Source organism: Curvibacter sp. GW821-FHT01G03 (assembly GCF_059422285.1).
The window spans coordinates 19532-38857 of sequence record NZ_JBWKWP010000004.1; the positions used below are offsets into that span (position 1 = coordinate 19532).

Consider the following 19326-nt stretch of genomic DNA (forward strand, 5'->3'; position numbering starts at 1 on the left):
GATTTTCAGTACTTCAAGGCTCTTTTTCGGCCTGTTCCGCGGTGGATGTTCACCATCGACCCAACAACTTGCAAGTAAATCGCAGCGCAGTAGTCGCATTCATGTCGTTTTGAACCCGGGATCAATCGCATCCATAACGGCCTTTTCATGCGCGATAGTCCGCTGCCGCATTGACGGCATACCAAGTGGTATTTGCTGCTGTTTTCAAAATTCATATAACTTTCACCTGGATTGAAATCAAAGAAAACTGGCTTTTCGGGTGCCGGGCCTTTGCAGCGATGTATGGCACACACAAAAATACGTCAAGCTTGGCGCTGGCAGCCTTGTGAGCACGGTGCTCAATACCTAAAACAGGCCGCAGGCATTGCATGCTCATGTCGCCCGCCCTTCTGCAGCGATGTGATTTGGGGGGGCCGATGGGCTTGGCGCCTGGTTATTTGTTGCCTGATCTGCCGCCCTTTGATGGGCCTGCGGGGCATGTGCACCAGCTGCTATTTTTTGAAAGCCATTCAGGCCTGGCAGTGATTGCGCCATCATCACGTCGACAATCGGCAAATGACTGACATCCGTGAAAAGCAACAGGCTGCCATATCGAACAGAACCTAGCTCGCACCGAATGACCTGCATCAGTCGCTTTTCAGGCTGGCTTATCTTGAAAACACAGCTGTAATTTTTGTTTTTCGCGGGCTTGTTGAATATGTCCATTGACAGATAACTGACCTGAGGAAATTCGCCCTCCAGATCACAGGCCAGGCTGATGGTGGCCAAGACCTCTTCCGGCGAACACCCGTGCACATCGTCTTCATTCAAGCCGAACAGAGAAAAAAACACCCGATTGACTTTGCTGGCCTGACCAAGCTGATCAAAAAGAATCCAGCCGTCCAACACATTTCTTCGTGAGCGCACGTACTTGAGCAAGCGCTCGGCAATCTCTTTCTCAGATTCCGGAACATCACCGGCAATGAACGGCCCGGAGGGCAAAAACTCGCTGTCGGTGGCACGCAAATGCCCGCTTCGTTGGGCATCAGCCTGTGCTGGCCCCGGGGCGCCCCGGGTGAAGCGCGACAAAAAACCCAGCACGGGCCCTGCACCAGGCAAGCGCTGCACCACCTTGGTCATGACGCTGGTGCCACGAGCAGTCAAATTTGACGACGGCTCGGGCTTCCCTCTGAAAAGATCATCCATAAATGACTTTCAAAGCACAAAACAAACATTCGACCTCATTGATGATTGCCGTGATGGTTCTTATTATCATTTATATATTTTAGAACCAATGATCGAAAACGTCAACAAATGTTCTCTTTTTGCGCAATATCGCACGCAAATGTAAAGATTTTCTATTTCTGGTCCGTGACGACGTGGCAGACAAGGCCAGACCCTGAAGCCGACACGTTCGCAGGGCTTTGAGCCCGAAGAAACGTTTGCCACACTGCCGCACGGTGCTGATTGCCCCCTGCGTTGGTCAGACAGTGGTGTTGCGGCAAACAGGCAGACGCGGGGATGCGCTCACGCTGCAAGACACAGGCCAAGCCTGGCAGCATGTGGCGCGTACCCACATTTGCAGGGTGCGCGCAAGACCGCTTGCGCCGCGCAGAACGGGCCTGGGGGCAGGCAATTTGGCTTGCCTGGGTAGAGGGCGCAGAGCGGGTAAAGGGGTAGAGGCTGAGCCTGCTCAATACCCTCGCAGATCCCGTATCCGATGCACCAGCGAGCCACCGCAAATGGTTTGCAGCGTGCTGGTCAGCAGTGGGATGTCGTTGTCAAAGCAGCCGTGGCTGGCGGGCTGCCTGAGGTCGGGCAAGGCGGTGAGCACTTTGTCGTCGTGCAGCACCTGCAGGCGGTTCAGCAACTGGCTGTCGGCCACGGCGCGGTGCCAGGCGCGCAGGGTTTCGCCGGTGGCGGCGGCGCCGTCCCAGGCGTGTTCGTCTTGCTCGGTATCGAACACGCGCTGCAGGCCCAGGATGGGCGTGCGACGGTCGGCCTCCAGGGCGTTCGACACGAGGTACAGCAACGACTTGCGGTACACCAGCGCGGTGTTGTCGGCGCGCTCCAGGGGGTCGCTCAACAGGGCCAGGTGGGTGCGGGGCAGGATGTCGGTGGCCGCGTAGTGCTGGTTGGCAAAGGCCACCGTGCAGGCCGGGGCGTACAGGTGCACGCTGGGCACAGCATCGAGGGCCGGCCGGCCGGTGGCGGCACGGGTGGCTTGCAGCGCGGTGATCAGGTGGCCCAGCCACAGGCTGCCGGCCGAGTGGCCCACCAGGTGGATTTGCAGTTGATCGCCCCACAGCTGGATCAAATCGACCAGCGCGTGCACCAGTTGGTCGCCAGCCCGGTGGCTTTGCCAGGCCAGTTGGGCGTTTTCTTTGATCTCTGACCAGATGGGGCGGGCCAGGGGGCGGCCCACAGTGGTTTCGATCAGGGCATCGGTTTGCGCCCACAAAGCCTGGCCCCAGCCGGTGGCGGCGGGCTGGCGTTGGCGCCATTGGCTGAACAGGTCGCCCAGGCTTTCAAGCAGGCCGGTTTTCCAGACCACAAACAGGGGGTAGCAGCCATTGCGCTCAAACACCTGCCCCAGGGCTTTGCAGCGCTTGAGGCCGTCGGCCTCGCTGTTGAGGCCCCCGTGCACATAGATCAGCAGGCGTTTGGGGCTGTCGGCCGGCTGGGCCCGAAACCAGCGGTCGGGCAGCACGGTGGCCTGGTAGGCCAGGCTGCGGCTGCGCTCGTCGGGGGTGAGGTAGCGGCTCATGCGGCCGTCGTTGCCCACCATCAGGGCGTGTTCGGCCAATTGGGCGCTGTTCCAGGGTGGGCTGCCGGCGCCCTGCCCCGATCCGCTGTTGGCACTGTGGTGGGGCCGGCGCTGGGCTGCCGCACCGCCGGCCACCAGGCCGGGCACCCCCAGCGCCACCACCCAGGCGTCCATGCCGTGGGCCAGCCAGTCATCGTAGCTGATCACGGCAAAGCCGTGGGCGCCCCAGTCGGCACCCCACGAGTTTTGCAGCACAAAGCCGCGTTCGTTGAAGCCCACCAGGGCACAGGCGTGGCCGGCGTCGCGGCGCACCACGCCGTCGAAGGCGATCACGGGCAGGTCGTGGTGGCCTTGGGGCAGTTGGGTGATGGCGGGCAGATGGGCCCAGCCCTCGTGCACAAAGCACGACGTATACACCGCACCCACGGTCTGGATGGCCGCCTGCAGGTCGGTGATGGCACCAATCTGCACCCGGTAGAACACGCCCAGCGTGTGTTGCTGGGCCTGCTGGGCATAGCCGAAGCGGGGCGAGCCCTGGTCCAGCGCCTGATAGGGCCATTGTGAGTCCAGGCACACACCGTGGTTGAACCAGCCGGTGATGGCGCTGCGGCAACTGGCCCCCTGGTTGTTGTCGCCACTGTTTTCGTCGTAGCGGCGGGCCATGTTGTAGAGCATGCGGGGGCTGACCGACTCGAACTGCGCGGGGTAGCCGGCCTGGGCCCAGCGCAGGTAATTGACCACCCCGGCCAGGCCAAAGCCGGTGCAGGCGCCTTCGTGGCCCTGGTTCAGGACCAGGCCGGCCTGGGCATACACGGGCAGCAGGCGCTGCACATCGGCCTGGGCGGGCCATTGGGCCAACAGATTGACGGGGGGCGGGGTGTAGGGGCGGTCGTTGAGGTCGGGGGTGTCGGGGCGGGCATTCAGGCGACGGCGGGCATGGCGATGGTGGTGCGGGCTGGGCTTGGACGTGCCGGCAGGGCCGGTGCCCGGTGTGGAGGGCACGGTGGCGGTGGCGGTGCCTGCGGGGGCGCTGGCCAACGCTGCTGCCCCCGCGGGCCCGCCCCCCAAATCGTTGGCCTGCGCCAGGGCAAAGACACTGCTGAAGCGGTCCAGCCCATGGGTACCGCCATTGACCAGCCGGCGGGCGGCAGCGTAGTTGCCCTGGGCCAGGGCCTGCTCCAGGGCGGTGCGGTGGCGCTGCAGAAACAGCGCCAGCAGCAGGGCCGCCACCTCGGGGGCGTTGGCCAGGTCGGGCTGGGCCAGCAGATCAAGGCCCAGCGCGCGGCCATAGCTGTCGTAGTTGCTGCGCCCCGTGAGCTGCACAAAGCCCCGCCCCTTGTACAAGGCGCCCTCGCCCCGGCGGTTGCCCAGGCGCCCGTCGTACAGGCCGAAGGGGGGGCCACCCGGGGCGGTGTTGTACTTGGACGGAAACTCTGAAATGGGCACAAAGCCCGAGGTCTCGGCCCGGATGGTGCCCAGCGTGGCCAGCACCAGGGTGCGAGAGCACAAGCCCGTGGCCCGCAGTGCAGCCAGCACGTAAGGCAGAAAACACGACACCGCCGCAGCCTTGGCGCCCGGAAAAAGGGCCTGCGCCGCGGTGGCCTGAAGTTCAAGATCAAGCCGGGGCTGGCCCGGGGGCGCAAGGCCCAGTGCCTGCAGGTTGCGCGGGCCCACGATGCCGTCGGCGATCAACCCGCGCCCGGCCTGCCAGCAGCGCAGCGCCCCCCCCAGGGGAGCATCGAACAGCTCGCCCCCGGTGGCCAGACCGGCATAGGGGGCTGCGGCCGGGCCCAGAGCCTGGCACAGGGTGGTTCGAAGCGCCGCCACGCTGGGGTGGGTGCAGCCTTGCTGAAGCAGAACCAGGGACATGGTGGGGCCCTTTGTGCCGAGGGATAAGACAAAACCGAAGGCATTATTGGCAAGCCCGGCCCTGTGTCGGCGCCCGCTGCCGCAACGCAGGGGCAGCAGCATCGGCGGCTGCCACCGTTGACCCAAGACAACGGACCGAGCAGCCGTTGAGGCGGTGGGCCAGCAGGGTGATCAAGTGCCTGATCTGATCGATTTGCACGCCAAAGGCCGATCGCATGCGCTGGGTGGCCAAAACCGCCCGCCGATGTGGGCAAGTGCAAGACCCACGACACTTTGTGGTGGCAGCGACCAACGCGCCGGCTGGCGCACTGATTGGGCGCTGATTGGGCCCGGGCTGAAACGGCGCCTGAGGTGTTTGCTGACGTGCTACCTGAGGCGCCGGCCAAGTTCAGTTGCGGGCATGCGAGAGCTGAAAGCGCTCGATGTCGGCGTGGTTCTGGAGCGCGTTTGCCAGCGTGGGCAGGGCCACCCCGGCATCGCGATTGATGGCCACGGCCACAAAGCTCCATTCGAACTGCTGGCCGCTGGCCAAGATGGCGATCGATTTTTCGGCCAGCGCGTAGCCGTTTTGCCGAAGCAGTTCAGCCACGTGGGCCTGGGTGGGCTGGCAGCCAGCCACAAAATGCAGGTTGACGCCGATCGCATGGCGCGAGGGCAGCCGCGCCTCCAGGGTGGCGCCCCAGAGCATCAGGCTGGACGACAGCAGCGTGAGCGAGATGGCTGCGCCATAAAAGCCGATGCCCACCAGCACCCCGATGGCCGACGAGGCCCAGATCGATGCCGCGGTGGTGAGGCCGCTGATGTTGAGGCCCTCTTTCATGATGACGCCGGCGCCCAGAAAGCCGATGCCGGTGACGATGCCCTGCACCACCCGGGTGGGGTCGACGCTGGCCGCATGCAGGCCATGGCCGGCATACCAATATTCGGGGTAGCCCACAAACACAGTCAGGGCCGCCGAGGCCATGCACACCATGCCGTAGGTGCGCATGCCGGCGGCGCGGCCATGGTACGAGCGCTCATACCCCACGAGCAGGCCCAGCAGCAGGGCCCCAAAGATGTTGCAAAAGATGACGAGATTGGCGCGCAGCTCGCTGAGGGACCAATAGGCATCCAGCCACTCTTTTGACATCAGGTCCATGTTCGATCTTTGTTGTTGTTCTGGCGCAGTGCGCCGAGGACTGCCATGGCCGGGCCTGAAACGGACCGAATCAAACCATGACACGCCTTGTCACAAATTTATAACATGGCGCTGGCGGGCGGGATTCAAGCCCCTGGCACGGGCCCGAAATCACCCTCGACCCAGGCGCTGGCGCTGCGCTGATTCAGCTTGAAGTCGGGGCGCACGCGGCGCTGGGCCACGGGCTCGCTGTAGGGGGGCAGATCGGGGTGGGCGTAGGCGGCCAGGGTGGCGTAGGGCTCGAACTCGTCGGGCACGATGTCGAGAGTGACCTGCCAGCGGGCGTCGCCCAGGTTCAGGTCCACACTTTTGTGCAGCTGGGCGCGCAGCTGCTGTTCGTGCCGGCGCAGCACCTCGCTGGCGGTCTTGACCAGGGTGTTGAAGGCGTTGGTGTCGAGCGGCTTGGGGTTTTTCTTGTCGCGCCCCATGGTCCAGGGGCCAACCAGGGCGGGCTCGGGTTCGCGGCCTTTGTACATGGCGACGGCCCAGCCGTCGTCGTCGTCGTTTTTGATGACGCGGGCCGTCCAGCCGTTGTCAGCCCACAGACGGGGCTCTTTTACCACCGGAGTGTCATCGGGGGCGTCGGGGTCTTGGAGGTCGGGGTCGTGCGGGTCGGAGAGGGACAAAACAAAAGCCAGGGCAAACAGGGAAAGCGCTGCATCTTACGCGCTGCACCGCCCCCTGCCCCGGCAAGCCGGTGTCGCACGACTGGTGTCGCGCAACGGGTGTCGCCCAACGGGTCTAGCCCAGCAGGCCGGCCACCCGCTCGCCGATGGCCAGCGAGCTGGTCAGGCCGGGTGACTCGATGCCGAACAGGTTGACCAGGCCAGGCACCCCATGCACGGCAGGCCCCTGGATGACGAAGTCGGGTGCGGGCTGGCCTGGGGGCGCGATCTTGGGGCGCATGCCGGCATAGCCCGGTTGCAGGGCGCCGTCGGGCAGCTCGGGCCAGTACTGGCGCACCTCGGCATAAAAGGCGTCGCCCCGGGCGGGGTCGACCACCAGGTCGTCGGGCGAGTCGACCCACTGCACATCGGGGCCGAACTTGGCCTGGCCACCCAGGTCGAGCGTGAGGTGCACCCCCAGGCCGGCGGCCTGGGGCACGGGATAGATCAGGCGGCTGAAGGGCGCGCGCCCGGCCAAGGTGAAATAGTTGCCCTTGGCGTAATAGGCCTGGGGCACATGGGCCGCGTCAAGCCCGGCAAAGCGGCGCGCCAGATCGGGGGCGGCCAGGCCGGCGGCATTGACCACGCTGCGGGCACACAGGGTGGTGCCGTCGGCCGCCTGCAGAAGCAGCCCTTGCGGCGTGACCTGGGCACTTTGCAGGGCCGACTGCACGGCCAGGGTGCCGCCTGCGTTTTCAAGATCACCCAGCAGGGCCAGCATCAGGCCGTGGCTGTCGATGATGCCGGTGCTGGGCGAGTGCAGTGCCGCCAGGCACTGCAGGCGCGGCTCCAGGGCCTGGGCCTGCTCACGGCTGAGCCAGGCCAGGTCGGTGACGCCATTGGCGGCCGCCTTGTCGACAATGCCCTGCAACTGACCGAGTTGTTCGGGCTGGGTGGCTACCAGCAGCTTGCCGCAGCGTTGGTGGGCGATGCCGCGCTGCTGGCAATAGGCGTACAGCAGCTCACGCCCGCGCACGCAAAGTTGGGCCTTGAGCGAGCCCTGCGGGTAATAGATGCCGGCGTGGATGACCTCGCTGTTGCGTGCGCTGGTGCCGGTGCCAAAGGTTTCGGCGCTTTCCAGCACCAGCACCTCGCGCCCTTGCAGGGCCAGGGCACGCGCCACGGCCAGCCCCACCACACCGGCCCCGATCACAACGCAGTCGACGGCCTCCATCACAGGGCCCGGGGGTCGACCGTCAACAGGCGCTGCACCAGGCCTTGCAGATGGCCGCGCAACTCGCCAAAGCCCGCGGTCGGGGCCAGGGTGGTCTCGTCCATGTAGAGCTTGCGGTTGATCTCCAGTTGAAGGCTGTGGCGATGGCTGCTGGGGTGGCTGTAGCGGCGCACCAGCTCCACGCCCTTGTAGGGGTGGTTCAGGGCCACGCTGTAGCCCAGGGCGCGCAGGTGTTCACAGATCAGTTCGGCCAGCGCGGGGCTGCTGGTGCTGTGGTCGCGGTTGCCCACCACGAAGTCGGCGTGGGCCTCGCCCGGGAACTCGGTGGCGTGGCTGGAGGCCACGGCGGGCATGGAGTGGCAATTGATGTGAAGGCTGTAGCCATGGCGCGCGTGGGCGGCGTCGATGGCCTGGGCCACGGCCGCGTGGTAGGGCACCCAGCAGCGCTCGATGCGGTCTTGCACCTCGCCCACGCTCAGGCGGCGTTGGTAAATGGGCTCGCCGCCATCGGTGCTGCGCCAGATCAGGCCTTTGCCCAGGCGCACCTTGCTGAGCACCTTGGGGTCGGTGGCCACCGGGCCGGGCCAAGGCGTGTCGAACAGGGTGGTGTCGATCTCGGTGGTGTCGCGGTTGGCATCGAGGTAGCTGCGCGGAAACAGGGCCTCGACCCAGGCCACGCCGAGGCCCGGAGCGAAGTCGTACAGCTTCTCGACATGGGTGTCTTCGGCCTGCCGCAGGATGGGCAGAGGCACGGCGTGCTGAAAGTCGTCCGGGTAGAAAGTGCCGCTGTGAGGCGAATCGAGCACCAGTGCGGTGGTGCCCTCCAGGGTACGGATCAGGTCTGCAGTCATGCCTGGATTGTCTCGCAGGCTGAAGGCCTTGCCCATTGGGGGAGATACAGAGGCAGCGGGCCGCGGCCAGGGGCTACTGCTCACTATTTAAGCAGCGTAACAATTGCCTTTGCAAATCAAGCACTTGAAGCAGTGCTCCTGCCTCGGCACACGGCTTGTCCACAGGCTTGTCCAGAAAAGGCGGGGATATCCAGCAGCCCGCACGGCCGGGTCAGGCCGCGTCAGGCCGAGTGAGACCCTTGCGCCAGGTAGCGCAGAAAGTCATCGAGCGTCATGGGCCGGGCAAAGTGGTAGCCCTGCCCATAGCGTGCCCCCATCTCCAGCAGTTGCCGGGCCTGCAGGTCGGTTTCAATGCCCTCGGCGATCACCTCGCTGCCGATGGCTTTGGCGATGGCAATGATCTCGGGGATCAGGGTGGACCGGATGGTGGCGTCGGCCATCTCGAAGACAAAGGACTTGTCGATCTTCAGGTAGTCGGGCGCCACGCGCTTGACGATGCCCAGATTGGAGTAGCCGGTGCCGAAGTCGTCGATCGAGATGGCAAAGCCATCGGCCTTGAGGCGGGCCAGCTCGGGCACCAGGGCGCTGGAGAAGTCGTACTCGGTGACCTCCAGTTCGATGCGCAGGTCGGTGCGCCCGCTGTCGTGCTGCGCCGCCTTCAGGTGGGGCAGGATCAGGTCGCGGCGCAGGTTTTGCGGAAAGAAATTGAGCGCCACCGAAAAGTGGGTCTGGGGCGGCAGTGCCGCGCCCAGCTCAAGCAAGGCGTGGCGGCTGACGGCCGCATCAAAGCGCCAGCCCAGTTGCTGCTGGGTGAGCGCCGGGATGAATTGATCAGGGTACAGCAGGTTCTGGCCGTCTTGCAGCCGGGCCAGCACCTCGCAGCCCATCACGCGGCCCGTGCCCAGCTCAAGAATCGGCTGGTAGTGACATACCACGTTGGCCGGCTGGCAAAGGTGGCGAATGAGGAACTGCATCGAGCTGAGGTAACGGCCCATTCGAACCAGCGCCGCGCCGGCCAACCAGCCCAGCACGATGCAAAGCACCACATAGCCGGCCGCCATCCAGGGGTGTCGCTGCAGCAGGTCTCCCAGGCCCAGCACGGATTGCACCGAGACCGGACTGACCCCGGGCACGGAGTTGGTCACCCGCCACACCCGTTGTGGCCAATCGAAGCTGAGGTGCGGGGTGTCCAGCGACGCCATGGCGTCGGTCTGAGTGCCGCGCGCCCCGACAAAGGCCCGGCGCCGCTGATGGATGTTGCCGGCCCACACGCCGTCGGCGTACTGGGTAAACACCTCCTGAGTGGGGTTGTCGTCGATCACCACTTGAAAACGCCCCCGCTCGATCACGGTGCCACACAGCTCGGCCGGCGCCAGGGGCGAGTACGCCCGCAGCGGCGTGTTCAACAGGTAACGCCCCACCGACCCATCGATCCCCTGGGTGCTGCGCGGCCAGGGCTGGGGCAGCAGACCCGAGACCGTGCTGCAGTACAGGCGGCCCTGGTCGTCCAGCAGGCCGATCTGGCGCACGTCGCGGTTCTTGAGCAGCAGCACCCGCAACAGGCTGAGGTTGTCGGGCGTGCATTCAGCACTGTGTGATGCGTTGAGCACGTCCAGCATGTGCCGCACGTTGTCTTGCAGCACGTGCATGCGTTGCAGCACTTTGGCGTGTCCCTGGTCAATGGTCTGCACCCGAACCTGCAAGGCACCCCAGGCGATCAGAGCGGCCACGGCACAGGCCAGCAGGCCGCCCCCCAACCAGCCGACCAGGGCCACATGGCGCCCCAACCATCGGCACACGGGGACAAGCAGGCTGCGCCTGGCAGGGGAGAGGGTCATGTTGAGGCGGATAGGGAGTTCCGCAGTATAGGAGAGAGCACAACGTGCCTCCGGGTACCCCAAAGGGTGAAAACCCGGACGCCAAGGGCGGCATGGTCAATCCAGCGTGATCTTGGCGTAGGCGCTGACGCGCTGCATCTTCTCGATCTCGGACTTGATCTCGGCCCCGAACTCTTCAGGGCTGGTACCGGTGGCAAACAGGCCCTGGGCGGCGAGACGCTCGCGCACGGCGGGCTCTTTCAGGGCCCGCACCACGGCCTCTTGCACGCGCACGATGGCGGCCTTGGGCGTGCCCGCCGGGGCCACCAGGCCGAACCAGGAGGGCTCGTTGCACACGTTGAGGCCCAGCTCGCCATAGGTGGGCACATTGGGCAGCACCTCCAGGCGCTTGTTCCAGGACACGGCCAGCGCACGCAGCTTGCCCGACTGGATGTGGGGCAGCGAGGCGGCCACCTGGTCAAAGTAAACCATCACCTGCCCGCCCACCACGTCATTGAGCGCGGGGCCGGCCCCGCGGTAGGGGATGTGCAGCATGAAGGTGCCAGTGGCACTCTTGAACAACTCACCCCACATGTGGCCGATGGTGCCCGTGCCTGGGGTGGCGTAAGAAAGCTTGCCTGGGTTGGCCTTGAGGTAGCGCAGGAACTCGGCGTAGTCTTTGACAGGCAGGCCGGCATTGACCACCAGCACCCCTGGCGCCTTGACCAGTTCGGTGACCGGGGCGAAGTCTTTGAGGGGGTCGTACGGCAGCTTCTTGTAGACCGCGGGGTTGACCCCGTGGGTGGACACGGTGGCCACCGCCAGGGTGAGCCCATCCGGGGCGGCACGGGCCACTTCGGCCATGCCGATCGAGCCCCCTGCCCCCCCTTTGTTGTCGACCACCACGGCTTGGCCCAGCAGGCGGGCCAAAGGCTCGCTGATGGCGCGCCCCGTGATGTCGGTGGCCCCACCGGGCGGGAAAGGCACAACCAGACGAAGCGGCCGGGTGTCGGCAAAGGCAGGGGCCTGGCTGGCGGCAGCCGCGGCGGCCAGGGTGAGCAGATGACGTCGTTGCATGGGAGGCGGAATCCTTGATGAGGGCTGTCAGTGACAGGCCTTACGCAAAATGCGAGCCAGATGAGTATGCCGCGTGACAGGCCATGGCGCCCGATCTTCAGAAGCGGGCCGCATTCTTGCTACATTCTGTTACTTCAGCGCCATGAACCCACGTCCTGCTGCCACGGGCCACCCCGCCTTGACCCGACTCCACCAGTCCTTGTGGACCACGGTGGTGATGGCGCTGCTTTTCATGGGGCTGTTTGCTTACTACGTGCGGGCCGAGAAGGCGATCGACCAGGCCAACGAAGAGCGCCTGCAGTCACTGGGGCTGGCCACCGAGTTGCGGCAATCGTCGGACGACCTGACCCGCATGGTGCGCACCTACGTGGCCACGGGCAATCTGGTTTACCAAAAATACTACCTGGAGATTCTGGCCATCCGCGATGGTCAGAGCCCCCGCCCGCTCGACTACCGCAATGTGTACTGGGACCTGGTTCAGGGTGATGGCCCCCGGCCGCGGCCTTCAGGTGCGGCCGTGCCACTGCTGACGCTGATGGAGCAGGCCCACTTCACGCAGGCCGAGTTCGCCAAGCTGGCCGAAGCCAAGGCCCACTCGGACGCATTGACCGGCACCGAGTTTGCGGCGATGGCGCTGATCGAAGCCTCCGGCGGCGATGCGGGCGCGCGCCGCCTGCGCGCCATCGCCATGCTGCATGACACGGCCTACCACGAGGCCAAGGCCGGCATCATGCGACCGATCGCCGAGTTTCAGCAGATGGTGGAACTGCGCACCACGGCGGCGGTGCAGAACGCCGCGCAATATGCCGTGGTGGTGCGGTGGGTGTTTGCAGGGGTGGGCCTGCTGCTGGCCATGACGCTTTGGCAGACCTACCGGGCGCTGCACCACACACTGGGCGGCAAGCTGGAGGAGATTCACCGCCAGATCGAACGGCTGGGACGGGGCGATTTCGCGGAACCCATCGCTGTGGCGCCCGCGTTGCAGCACAGCGTGCTGGGCTGGCTGGCCGAAATGCAGCGTCAGTTGCAGGTCGCCGACACCGAGCACCAGCGCTCGGCGGCGCAGATCAACAACCTGGCTTTCTTTGACCAGCTCACCGGCCTGCCCAACCGCGTGCTGCTGCTGGACCGGCTGCGCCAGACCCAGGCCGTCAGCCAGCGCACCGGCCTGTACGCTGCGCTGCTGTTCATCGACCTGGACCACTTCAAGACCTTGAATGACACCCAGGGCCACGACATGGGGGACCTGTTGCTGCAACAGGTGGCCGACCGACTGCGGCAAGGGGTGCACCCCGATGACACGGTGGCGCGCATCGGTGGCGACGAGTTTGTGATGGTGCTGGGCGGGCTGGGCGAGACACCGCGCGATGCGGCCAGCGCCACCGAGGCGATTGCCGAGCGCCTGCTGCGATCGCTGACGCGGGCTTACACCCTGAGGGGCTTCGTGCACCACAGCAGTGCCAGCCTGGGGGCCACGCTGTTCCTGGGCCAGGGCACCTCGATGGACGAGCTGATGAAGCAGGCCGACCTGGCCATGTACCGTGCCAAGGATGCCGGGCGGCAGGCCGTGCGCTTTTTTGATCCGGCCATGGAAGCGGTGGTGAAGCACCGCGCGGAAGTCGAGAACGACCTGCGCCAGGCCTTGGAGCACCATCAACTGGTGCTGCATTTCCAGCCCCAGGTGAACAGCGACAGCGAACTGCTCAGTGCCGAGGTGCTGGTGCGCTGGCAGCACCCCGAACGGGGGCTGGTGCTGCCCGGCGAATTCATCGGCCTGGCGGAGGACACCGGGCTGATCGTGCCACTGGGGCGCTGGGTGCTGCAGGCCGCCTGCGAGCAGTTGGCCCGCTGGGCCGGCCGCCCGGGCCTGGGTCAGTTGAGCCTGGCCGTGAACATGAGCGCCAGGCAGTTTCGCGACCCCGGGTTTGTGGCCATGGTGCTGGAGGTGGTGCAGCACACCGGGGCCGACCCGCGTCGCCTCAAGCTGGAGCTGACCGAAAGCCTGCTGGTGCACGACGTGGACGAGATCATTGCCACCATGCAGACGCTGCAAGGGCATGGCATCGGGTTCTCGCTGGATGATTTCGGCACCGGCTACTCGTCACTGACCTACCTGAAGCGCCTGCCGCTGAACCAGCTGAAGATCGACCAATCGTTTGTGCGTGACCTGCTGCATGACGCACACGATGCCGCGATTGCCAAGACCATCGTCACCCTGGCCCAGAGCCTGGGTCTGCCCGTGATTGCCGAAGGCGTTGAGACGATGGCTCAGCAGCGGTTTTTGCAACAGATCGGCTGCCACGCCTACCAGGGGTTTCTGTTCAGCCGGCCCGTGCCGTTGAGCGTGTTCGAACCGCTGGCGCAGGCGGGCCGCCTGGGCCCGGCTCACGAGGGGCCCGGCTGAGCTTACTTGCCGATCTGCTTGCTGACGGCGTTTTCCTGCTGGTTGAGGGCGTGCTGTTCGGCCTTGGTGATGTGCCCGCCGTTTTGCGAAGCCATCACGCGCTCTTCCTGCCGGATCTGGTGGTCTTCGTGGTGCAGTGCTGAGGCCTGCTGGGGGGTGATTTCGCCGCTCTTGACCTCATGGTGGATGCGCGCGTTCTGGCGATCCAGGCGGGCATTGACCTCGGCCCGCCGCGGGTGGCTGGCTTTCCAGCTCTGAGCGGGTGTCTGGGCTGCTGCAGCGCCGCAGAGAACGAACAGGGACAAGACGGTGACCAGGGATTTGTTTGACATGCGTTGCTCCTCGAAGGGTTGGGTTTCAGACGGCTCCCGAGGATGACAACGGCACATGGCCGGGCCTTGTTGACGACGACTTTGTAGCGGCGATGTAAAGACGGCGGTGGCGGCGTGCCCCCTCCCCCCTGGGCAGCGTCGGGCCATTTGGGGCGGGTTCAGGGCGAGGCGCTCTCACGCGCCAGCGAGCTGGACCGCCAGCGCGCCAGGTTGGCCTTGATGATCTCGTCGAGCACGCCGCTTTTTTTGAGCTGAACCAGCTTGGCGTCGATGGCCTCCAGTTTGTCAGCACACGCCCCCTTCAGCGTGAGCGCCAGGTAGTTGGGGGTGTCGGCCAGGTAGGTTGACGGCACGACGAAGCTGCTTTCGTCGCTGCGCTTGAGCAGGTAGGCCATGCCGACAAAGTAGCCGGTGAGAAAGTAATCGATGCGCCCGACCTTGAGCTTGTTGAAATTGCTTTCCGGGGTGTCGGCCTCTTCGATGTCGAGCGATGCCTTGGCGAAGTCGTCCACATCGGCCCCGAAGCGGTTGCCGCGGGTGATGCCGCCGCGGTGACCGACCAGGTCTTGTCGCGCGTGAAAGGCGAAGGCGCGGTCGCGGGCCTGGAACACCGCCACCGGGTTGGACAGCGCCACCGCCTTGGGGAACAGCAGAAACTCCTCACGCTCGGGGGTTTTCTTGAGCGTGGCCACCATGTCGATCTCGCCACGCTCGGCCAGTTTCATGATGCGGGTGAAGGGCCCCTGGTAGCGGATCTCGTAGGCAATGTGCAGTTCATCGAGCACGCGCCTGGCGATGTCGACGCTGGCACCCAGCATCTGGTGGCCGTCGTACCAGTGCAAGGGAGGGTAGGCCGGGTCGGCGCCGATGCGCATGCGGGTGCAGGCCGCCTGGGCCGGCACGAGCAGGGCCGGGGCAAGCAGCCAGGCCAGCGCCAGCACCCACGGGAGCCGGCCCCTGGTGAGGTGGTGAGCACCGGGCCGTGCACCGGGTTGCGGCTGGGTCTGATGGTTTTTCATGTGGTCCCCCTTGTCAGAAAGCGGCCCCTTCAATTCATCTCGGCATAGCGGTTGTAGATGCGCTCCAGGGTGCCGTTGCGCTTGAGTTTGACCAGGGCCCCATCCAGACGCTTGACCAGGGCGGGCTCGAGGTGCCGACCAGCCCAGAAGTGGCTGGGCGTTTCGCCCATCACCCCAGGCACCAGGCGCAATTCAGGGCTCATCTGCCCGGCCCTGATGTAGTAGACGCAGGTGAGTTCGTTGCCGTAGTAGTAGCGCACCCGATGCCGCACGATGTTGCGCAAGGCCGTCACCGTGTCGGTTTCGTCGACGGCCACGCCATGCTGGCGCAGCTTGTCGGCATAACTGGCGCCGGCCTGGGTGGCCACCAGCCCGCCAGAGCGGGCCAGGTCGTCGAAGCCTGTGGGGCTGAACGCGTCGTCGCGCAAAGCCACCAGCCGTTCGCGCACGGCGTACACCGGGGTGGAGAGGCGGTGGGCGATCTGGTGGCGCCTGGGGGTTTCGAGCAAGGCACAAAGCACGTCCAGCCGCCCCTCTTGAAGGGATTTCTCGATGCGCCGTAGGGGGGTGGGTTTGAGGTCGACCTCGAAGTGGATCTCGGGCTCAACCCCCTCGATGGCCCGCAGGATATCGGGGCACAGGCCGCGCCCCGCCGCCGCACTGGAGCCGAGCAGGTATTTGGGGGCAGAGCCCTCCTGAGCCGCCGTGCGCAGCACCCAGCGTGTCGTCGAAGGGCTTGTTGCGGCTGCGTTTGAAGTGGCTGTCGCGACCTCATTCGCGGCCACATTTGCAGCCCTGCCTGCGCCGCCCAGCAAAAGCAGCAGTGCCAGAGAAGTCGCGATGAAGTTCATGGCGGGGTCGGGTGTGTCTGACAGGATCTGCCCGGGCCCATGCGGTGGCAATGGGCATCCGATGGCGTGTTCATTCAACGCCGCCACGGCGCATTTGACAAGCAGGGGCAAACGCCAAGGCGAGCCCGTTTGATCGACGTCATCTCTGCGGAACGGCCCCTGGCAACACCGATTGACCGCACCGGGCCTGGGGGCAACAATTTGCCGATGTGTCTTCTGCAGCCCCTGGTCCCGCACTGGCACCCCACGGTGGGGGGCATCCGCGCGCGCCGGTCAGGCCCAACTGGTCATGAATGATCGGCCCCCTCTGGACCCGGCCCGGCCCCCTGCCGCCGCCCCCCACAAAAGCCTGCGCCGCCCCTTGTTCGTGGTGCTGCTGCTGGCCTTGTTGATTCCGGCAGCGCTGGCCACGCTGATCCTGCTCGACCTGAATCTGCAAAAAGCCGTGGACGTGAACGCGCGGGCCCGGGCCGAACAATTTGCCGATCTGCTCAAGGCCGGCCTGGTGCTGCCACTGTGGAACGTGGCGATCGATACCGGCCGCCCTCTGGTGAACGCCGTGGTGGCCGATGCCTCGATCGTATCGGTCGAGGTGCGTGATGCCGATGGTGGGTCGCTGCTGTCGTTTAGCCGCACCCAACCCAGTCGGGGCAGCCGGATCGAGATCAGCCGCAGCATCGACAAGGAGGGTGAACACCTGGGCGAGGTCAGCCTGTCCTATGCCACCACCTTGGCCCGGGACGAGGTCTGGAACTCGGCCTGGGTGCTGGCCGGGGTGGTGGGCTGCCAGCTGGTGGCCTCGTCGCTGCTGATCGGGCTGTGGCTGCACCGGCGGGTGCTGCGCCCCCTGTCCCGGCTGGGCAACAGCGCGGCCAGGATTTCGGCCGGTGATTTGCAGACGGCCTTGCCGGCGTTGCGACCTGACGAGTTCGGGGTGCTGGCCCAGCAACTCGACTTCATGCGGGCCTCTCTGGGCCATTCGGTTGAAAAGCTGGAAGAGCGCGTGAACAACCGCACCGCCGAGGTACGCCAGGCCCACGCCGAGTTGCAAGGCGCCATGGACCACCTGCGTCAGACCCAGGAGCGGCTGGTACAGACCGAGAAACTGGCCTCGCTGGGCGCCCTGGTGGCCGGGGTGGCCCATGAGCTCAATACCCCCATCGGCAACGGCGTGCTGGTGCTGAGCACCATGGCCGACCAAAGCCGCGCATTCAAGAGCAACCTGGCCAAGGGCCTGACGCGTGCCCAACTCGATCAGTTTGTAGGCCACCTGGACGAAGGCCTGGCCATCGCCTTGGGCAGCCTGAACCGGGCGGCCGAACTGGTGCAGGATTTCAAGCAGATGGCGGTGGACCAGACCAGCCTGCGCCGGCGCAGCTTTGATCTGCGCGAGCTGGTGAGCGAGACGATGACCACGATCTCGGTGGTGCACAAGCATGGGCCGGCCCGCTACGCCATCGACATACCCGCCGGCATCCGCATGGAAAGCCACCCGGGTGCGATCAGCCAGATCGTGAGCAACCTGTATGAAAACGCCATGATCCACGCCTTTGGCGAACGCGGCGGCCTGCTGACCCTGTGGGCCCGGCAAGACGGCGCAGAGGTGCTGCTCAAGGTGAGCGATGACGGGGCCGGCGTGGCCCCTGAGAACCTGGCCCGGATCTTTGACCCGTTCTTCACCACGCGCCTGGGCCAGGGCGGCTCGGGGCTGGGCCTGAGCATTGTCTATGGCCTGGTTTCTGGCCTGCTGGGTGGGCAGGTGGAGGTGAGTTCACAACGGGGCCAGGGCACGTGTTTCAGCTTTCGACTGCCCCTGACCGCCCCGCCGCGGGCCGAGGGCGAGCCCGACGCGCCCGCCAGCCAGATCTGAGCAGGTCCGCATCGCGCGGGCTTGACTCAATATGTTGCTTTTGGCAACATGATCATGCCTTAAGCATCAAAACCATGACCAACCTCCCAGACGCCCTTCCAGACCGCATCGTGGCGGTGCGCCAGTTCAACCGCTTTCACACACGCCTGGTGGGCGCACTCGGGGATCGGGTGCTGCACTCGGACTACAGCCTGCCGCAGCTGCGCCTGCTGTACGAGATGGCCCACGCGCCCGCGCAGGCGCCGGCCTCGGCGGCGCAGTTGGGGCGTGATCTGGGCATGGACCCGGGTTACCTGAGCCGGCTCATCAACAGCCTGGAAGAGCGCGGCCTGGTGCAGCGAGAGGCCTCGCCCGACCATGGCAAACGCCTGGCCCTGCGCCTGACCGACGAAGGCCGTCGCGTGTTTGCCGAGCTGGAGGCGGCGTCTGCCGCCGAGGTGGCGGCCCTGCTGCAGCCGCTGAGCGAGTCCGATCAAACCCGCCTGGTGGGCGCCATGGCCCAGGTGCGGCGCCTGTTGGGTGACGCCCAGGCAGCCCCCAAGGCCTTCATCCTGCGCGACCCACGCCCAGGCGACTTGGGCGTCGTGATCCAGAAGCAGGCCGAGTTGTACGCGCATGAATATGGCTGGGACTGGACCTTTGAGGGCCTGCTGGCCGAGATCGTGGGCCAGTATGTGAAGACCTTCGACCCCCAACGCGAGCGCTGCTGGATTGCCGAGAGCGAGGGCGAGGTGGTGGGCTCGGTGTTCGTGGTGCAACAAGACGAACACACCGCCAAGCTGCGCATGCTGTACGTGGATGCCAGTGCCCGCGGCCTGGGCCTGGGCCGCCGCCTGGTAGACGAATGCCTGCACTTTGCGCGGGCCCAAGGCTACCGCCGCATGGTGCTGTGGACCAACGACATCCTGGTGTCGGCCCGCCGCATCTACCAAGCCGCCGGCTTCGAGCTGATCGAAGAGGACAAGCACCACAGCTTTGGCAAAGACCTGGTGGGCCAGGTGTGGGCGCGGGATCTTTGATCAGGCCGCGGCCGGGACCGAGCGCGCCACCAGACGCACGATGGCCTCGCCCGTGGGCGCGGCGACCATGTCGGCCAGGGTGTATTGATTGAGGCTGGCAAAAAAGGCCTGCTGGGCCTGGTCGAGCATGCCCTTGAGCTGGCAGCGCCCGGCCAGGGCGCAAGGCGGGTCGGCGCAATCGATCATCTGGGTGACGCCCTCCAGGCTCTGGATCACGTCGCCCAGTCGGTACTCCAGCAGCGGGCGGGCCAGCGCCAAGCCGCCGCCCTTGCCCCGGGTGGTGGCCAGCCATTGGTTTTGGCCCATGAAGTGCACCACCTTGACCAGGTGGTGCCGCGACACGGCAAACTGCTCGGCAATTTCGGAGATGGTGGCGGGCGTGTCGCGCTTCTGATGTGTGAGGTACATCAGAACGCGCAGACCCAGGTCGGTGAAGTGCGTGAGCTGCATGGTGT

Annotated in this window: 15 protein-coding genes; 3 read left to right on the plus strand and 12 right to left on the minus strand. The window is 65.7% G+C overall.

Going from position 1 to position 19326, the window contains the following annotated elements; all coding sequences use genetic code 11:
• Nucleotides 1-372 precede the first annotated feature (372 nt).
• The 8 genes from AC07VS_RS06105 to AC07VS_RS06140 all read right to left on the minus strand — a co-directional run bounded on the left by AC07VS_RS06105 (nt 373) and on the right by AC07VS_RS06140 (nt 11376).
• The gene (locus AC07VS_RS06105) at nt 373-1185 is read right to left on the minus strand and encodes a hypothetical protein (protein WP_494750454.1); all 813 of its coding nucleotides are present in this window, start codon (nt 1183-1185) and stop codon (nt 373-375) included.
• A gap of 487 nt (nt 1186-1672) precedes the next feature.
• On the minus strand, nt 1673-4615 hold the full coding sequence (locus tag AC07VS_RS06110; RefSeq protein WP_494750455.1) for a C1 family peptidase: 2943 nt from the start codon (nt 4613-4615) through the stop codon (nt 1673-1675).
• Between the two features lie 388 nt (nt 4616-5003).
• Complete coding sequence (locus AC07VS_RS06115; RefSeq protein WP_494750456.1) at nt 5004-5753, minus strand: MgtC/SapB family protein; 750 nt, start codon at nt 5751-5753, stop codon at nt 5004-5006.
• 125 nt (nt 5754-5878) lie between these two features.
• Nucleotides 5879-6418, minus strand: a complete 540-nt coding sequence (locus AC07VS_RS06120; protein WP_492346551.1) for a hypothetical protein — start codon at nt 6416-6418, stop codon at nt 5879-5881.
• A 115-nt stretch (nt 6419-6533) separates the two neighbouring features.
• The gene (locus AC07VS_RS06125) at nt 6534-7631 is read right to left on the minus strand and encodes an NAD(P)/FAD-dependent oxidoreductase (protein ID WP_494750457.1); all 1098 of its coding nucleotides are present in this window, start codon (nt 7629-7631) and stop codon (nt 6534-6536) included.
• Nucleotides 7631-8482: an N-formylglutamate amidohydrolase gene (locus AC07VS_RS06130; RefSeq protein WP_494657426.1), complete on the minus strand. Its 852-nt coding sequence runs from the start codon at nt 8480-8482 to the stop codon at nt 7631-7633. Before AC07VS_RS06130 ends, AC07VS_RS06125 begins: the two co-directional genes overlap by 1 nt.
• Nucleotides 8483-8703: 221 nt before the next feature.
• Nucleotides 8704-10320 carry an EAL domain-containing protein gene (locus AC07VS_RS06135; RefSeq protein ID WP_494750458.1) on the minus strand — a complete coding sequence of 539 codons (1617 nt, stop codon included), beginning with the start codon at nt 10318-10320 and terminating at the stop codon, nt 8704-8706.
• 96 nt (nt 10321-10416) lie between these two features.
• Entirely contained in the window at nt 10417-11376 is a 960-nt protein-coding gene (locus AC07VS_RS06140) for a tripartite tricarboxylate transporter substrate binding protein BugE (RefSeq protein WP_494657424.1), read from the minus strand.
• A 142-nt stretch (nt 11377-11518) separates the two neighbouring features.
• On the opposite strand from AC07VS_RS06140, the gene AC07VS_RS06145 reads away from it, so the two are divergent.
• Nucleotides 11519-13780, plus strand: coding sequence for a putative bifunctional diguanylate cyclase/phosphodiesterase (locus tag AC07VS_RS06145; RefSeq protein ID WP_494750459.1), 2262 nt, complete (start codon nt 11519-11521; stop codon nt 13778-13780).
• 2 nt (nt 13781-13782) lie between these two features.
• Here AC07VS_RS06145 and AC07VS_RS06150 read toward each other — a convergent pair whose 3' ends face one another.
• The 3 genes from AC07VS_RS06150 to AC07VS_RS06160 all read right to left on the minus strand — a co-directional run bounded on the left by AC07VS_RS06150 (nt 13783) and on the right by AC07VS_RS06160 (nt 15847).
• Nucleotides 13783-14112, minus strand: coding sequence for a hypothetical protein (locus tag AC07VS_RS06150; protein WP_492346542.1), 330 nt, complete (start codon nt 14110-14112; stop codon nt 13783-13785).
• A 158-nt stretch (nt 14113-14270) separates the two neighbouring features.
• On the minus strand, nt 14271-15131 hold the full coding sequence (locus AC07VS_RS06155; RefSeq protein WP_494750460.1) for a substrate-binding periplasmic protein: 861 nt from the start codon (nt 15129-15131) through the stop codon (nt 14271-14273).
• A 29-nt stretch (nt 15132-15160) separates the two neighbouring features.
• A complete protein-coding gene (locus AC07VS_RS06160; RefSeq protein ID WP_494750461.1) occupies nt 15161-15847 on the minus strand; it encodes a substrate-binding periplasmic protein in 687 nt (228 codons plus the stop codon).
• A 424-nt stretch (nt 15848-16271) separates the two neighbouring features.
• Between AC07VS_RS06160 and AC07VS_RS06165 the strand changes: the two genes are divergently transcribed.
• The gene (locus tag AC07VS_RS06165) at nt 16272-17852 is read left to right on the plus strand and encodes a sensor histidine kinase (RefSeq protein WP_494750462.1); all 1581 of its coding nucleotides are present in this window, start codon (nt 16272-16274) and stop codon (nt 17850-17852) included.
• A 74-nt stretch (nt 17853-17926) separates the two neighbouring features.
• Nucleotides 17927-18871 (plus strand): bifunctional helix-turn-helix transcriptional regulator/GNAT family N-acetyltransferase, encoded by a 945-nt coding sequence (locus AC07VS_RS06170; protein ID WP_494750463.1) that lies wholly within the window; start codon nt 17927-17929, stop codon nt 18869-18871.
• Here AC07VS_RS06170 and AC07VS_RS06175 read toward each other — a convergent pair whose 3' ends face one another.
• The gene (locus AC07VS_RS06175; protein ID WP_492346537.1) at nt 18872-19321 is read right to left on the minus strand and encodes an RrF2 family transcriptional regulator; all 450 of its coding nucleotides are present in this window, start codon (nt 19319-19321) and stop codon (nt 18872-18874) included.
• Nucleotides 19322-19326: the final 5 nt, after the last annotated feature.

Bases quoted from the DNA above. Each gene is read 5' to 3' on its own strand.
- AC07VS_RS06105 (WP_494750454.1), bottom strand. From the start codon at position 1,185: ATGGATGATCTTTTCAGAGGGAAGCCCGAGCCGTCGTCAAATTTGACT.
- AC07VS_RS06110 (WP_494750455.1), bottom strand. From the start codon at position 4,615: ATGTCCCTGGTTCTGCTTCAGCAAGGCTGCACCCACCCCAGCGTGGCG.
- AC07VS_RS06115 (WP_494750456.1), bottom strand. From the start codon at position 5,753: ATGGACCTGATGTCAAAAGAGTGGCTGGATGCCTATTGGTCCCTCAGC.
- AC07VS_RS06125 (WP_494750457.1), bottom strand. From the start codon at position 7,631: ATGGAGGCCGTCGACTGCGTTGTGATCGGGGCCGGTGTGGTGGGGCTG.
- AC07VS_RS06130 (WP_494657426.1), bottom strand. From the start codon at position 8,482: ATGACTGCAGACCTGATCCGTACCCTGGAGGGCACCACCGCACTGGTG.
- AC07VS_RS06135 (WP_494750458.1), bottom strand. From the start codon at position 10,320: ATGACCCTCTCCCCTGCCAGGCGCAGCCTGCTTGTCCCCGTGTGCCGA.
- AC07VS_RS06140 (WP_494657424.1), bottom strand. From the start codon at position 11,376: ATGCAACGACGTCATCTGCTCACCCTGGCCGCCGCGGCTGCCGCCAGC.
- AC07VS_RS06145 (WP_494750459.1), top strand. From the start codon at position 11,519: ATGAACCCACGTCCTGCTGCCACGGGCCACCCCGCCTTGACCCGACTC.
- AC07VS_RS06150 (WP_492346542.1), bottom strand. From the start codon at position 14,112: ATGTCAAACAAATCCCTGGTCACCGTCTTGTCCCTGTTCGTTCTCTGC.
- AC07VS_RS06155 (WP_494750460.1), bottom strand. From the start codon at position 15,131: ATGAAAAACCATCAGACCCAGCCGCAACCCGGTGCACGGCCCGGTGCT.
- AC07VS_RS06165 (WP_494750462.1), top strand. From the start codon at position 16,272: ATGAATGATCGGCCCCCTCTGGACCCGGCCCGGCCCCCTGCCGCCGCC.
- AC07VS_RS06170 (WP_494750463.1), top strand. From the start codon at position 17,927: ATGACCAACCTCCCAGACGCCCTTCCAGACCGCATCGTGGCGGTGCGC.
- AC07VS_RS06175 (WP_492346537.1), bottom strand. From the start codon at position 19,321: ATGCAGCTCACGCACTTCACCGACCTGGGTCTGCGCGTTCTGATGTAC.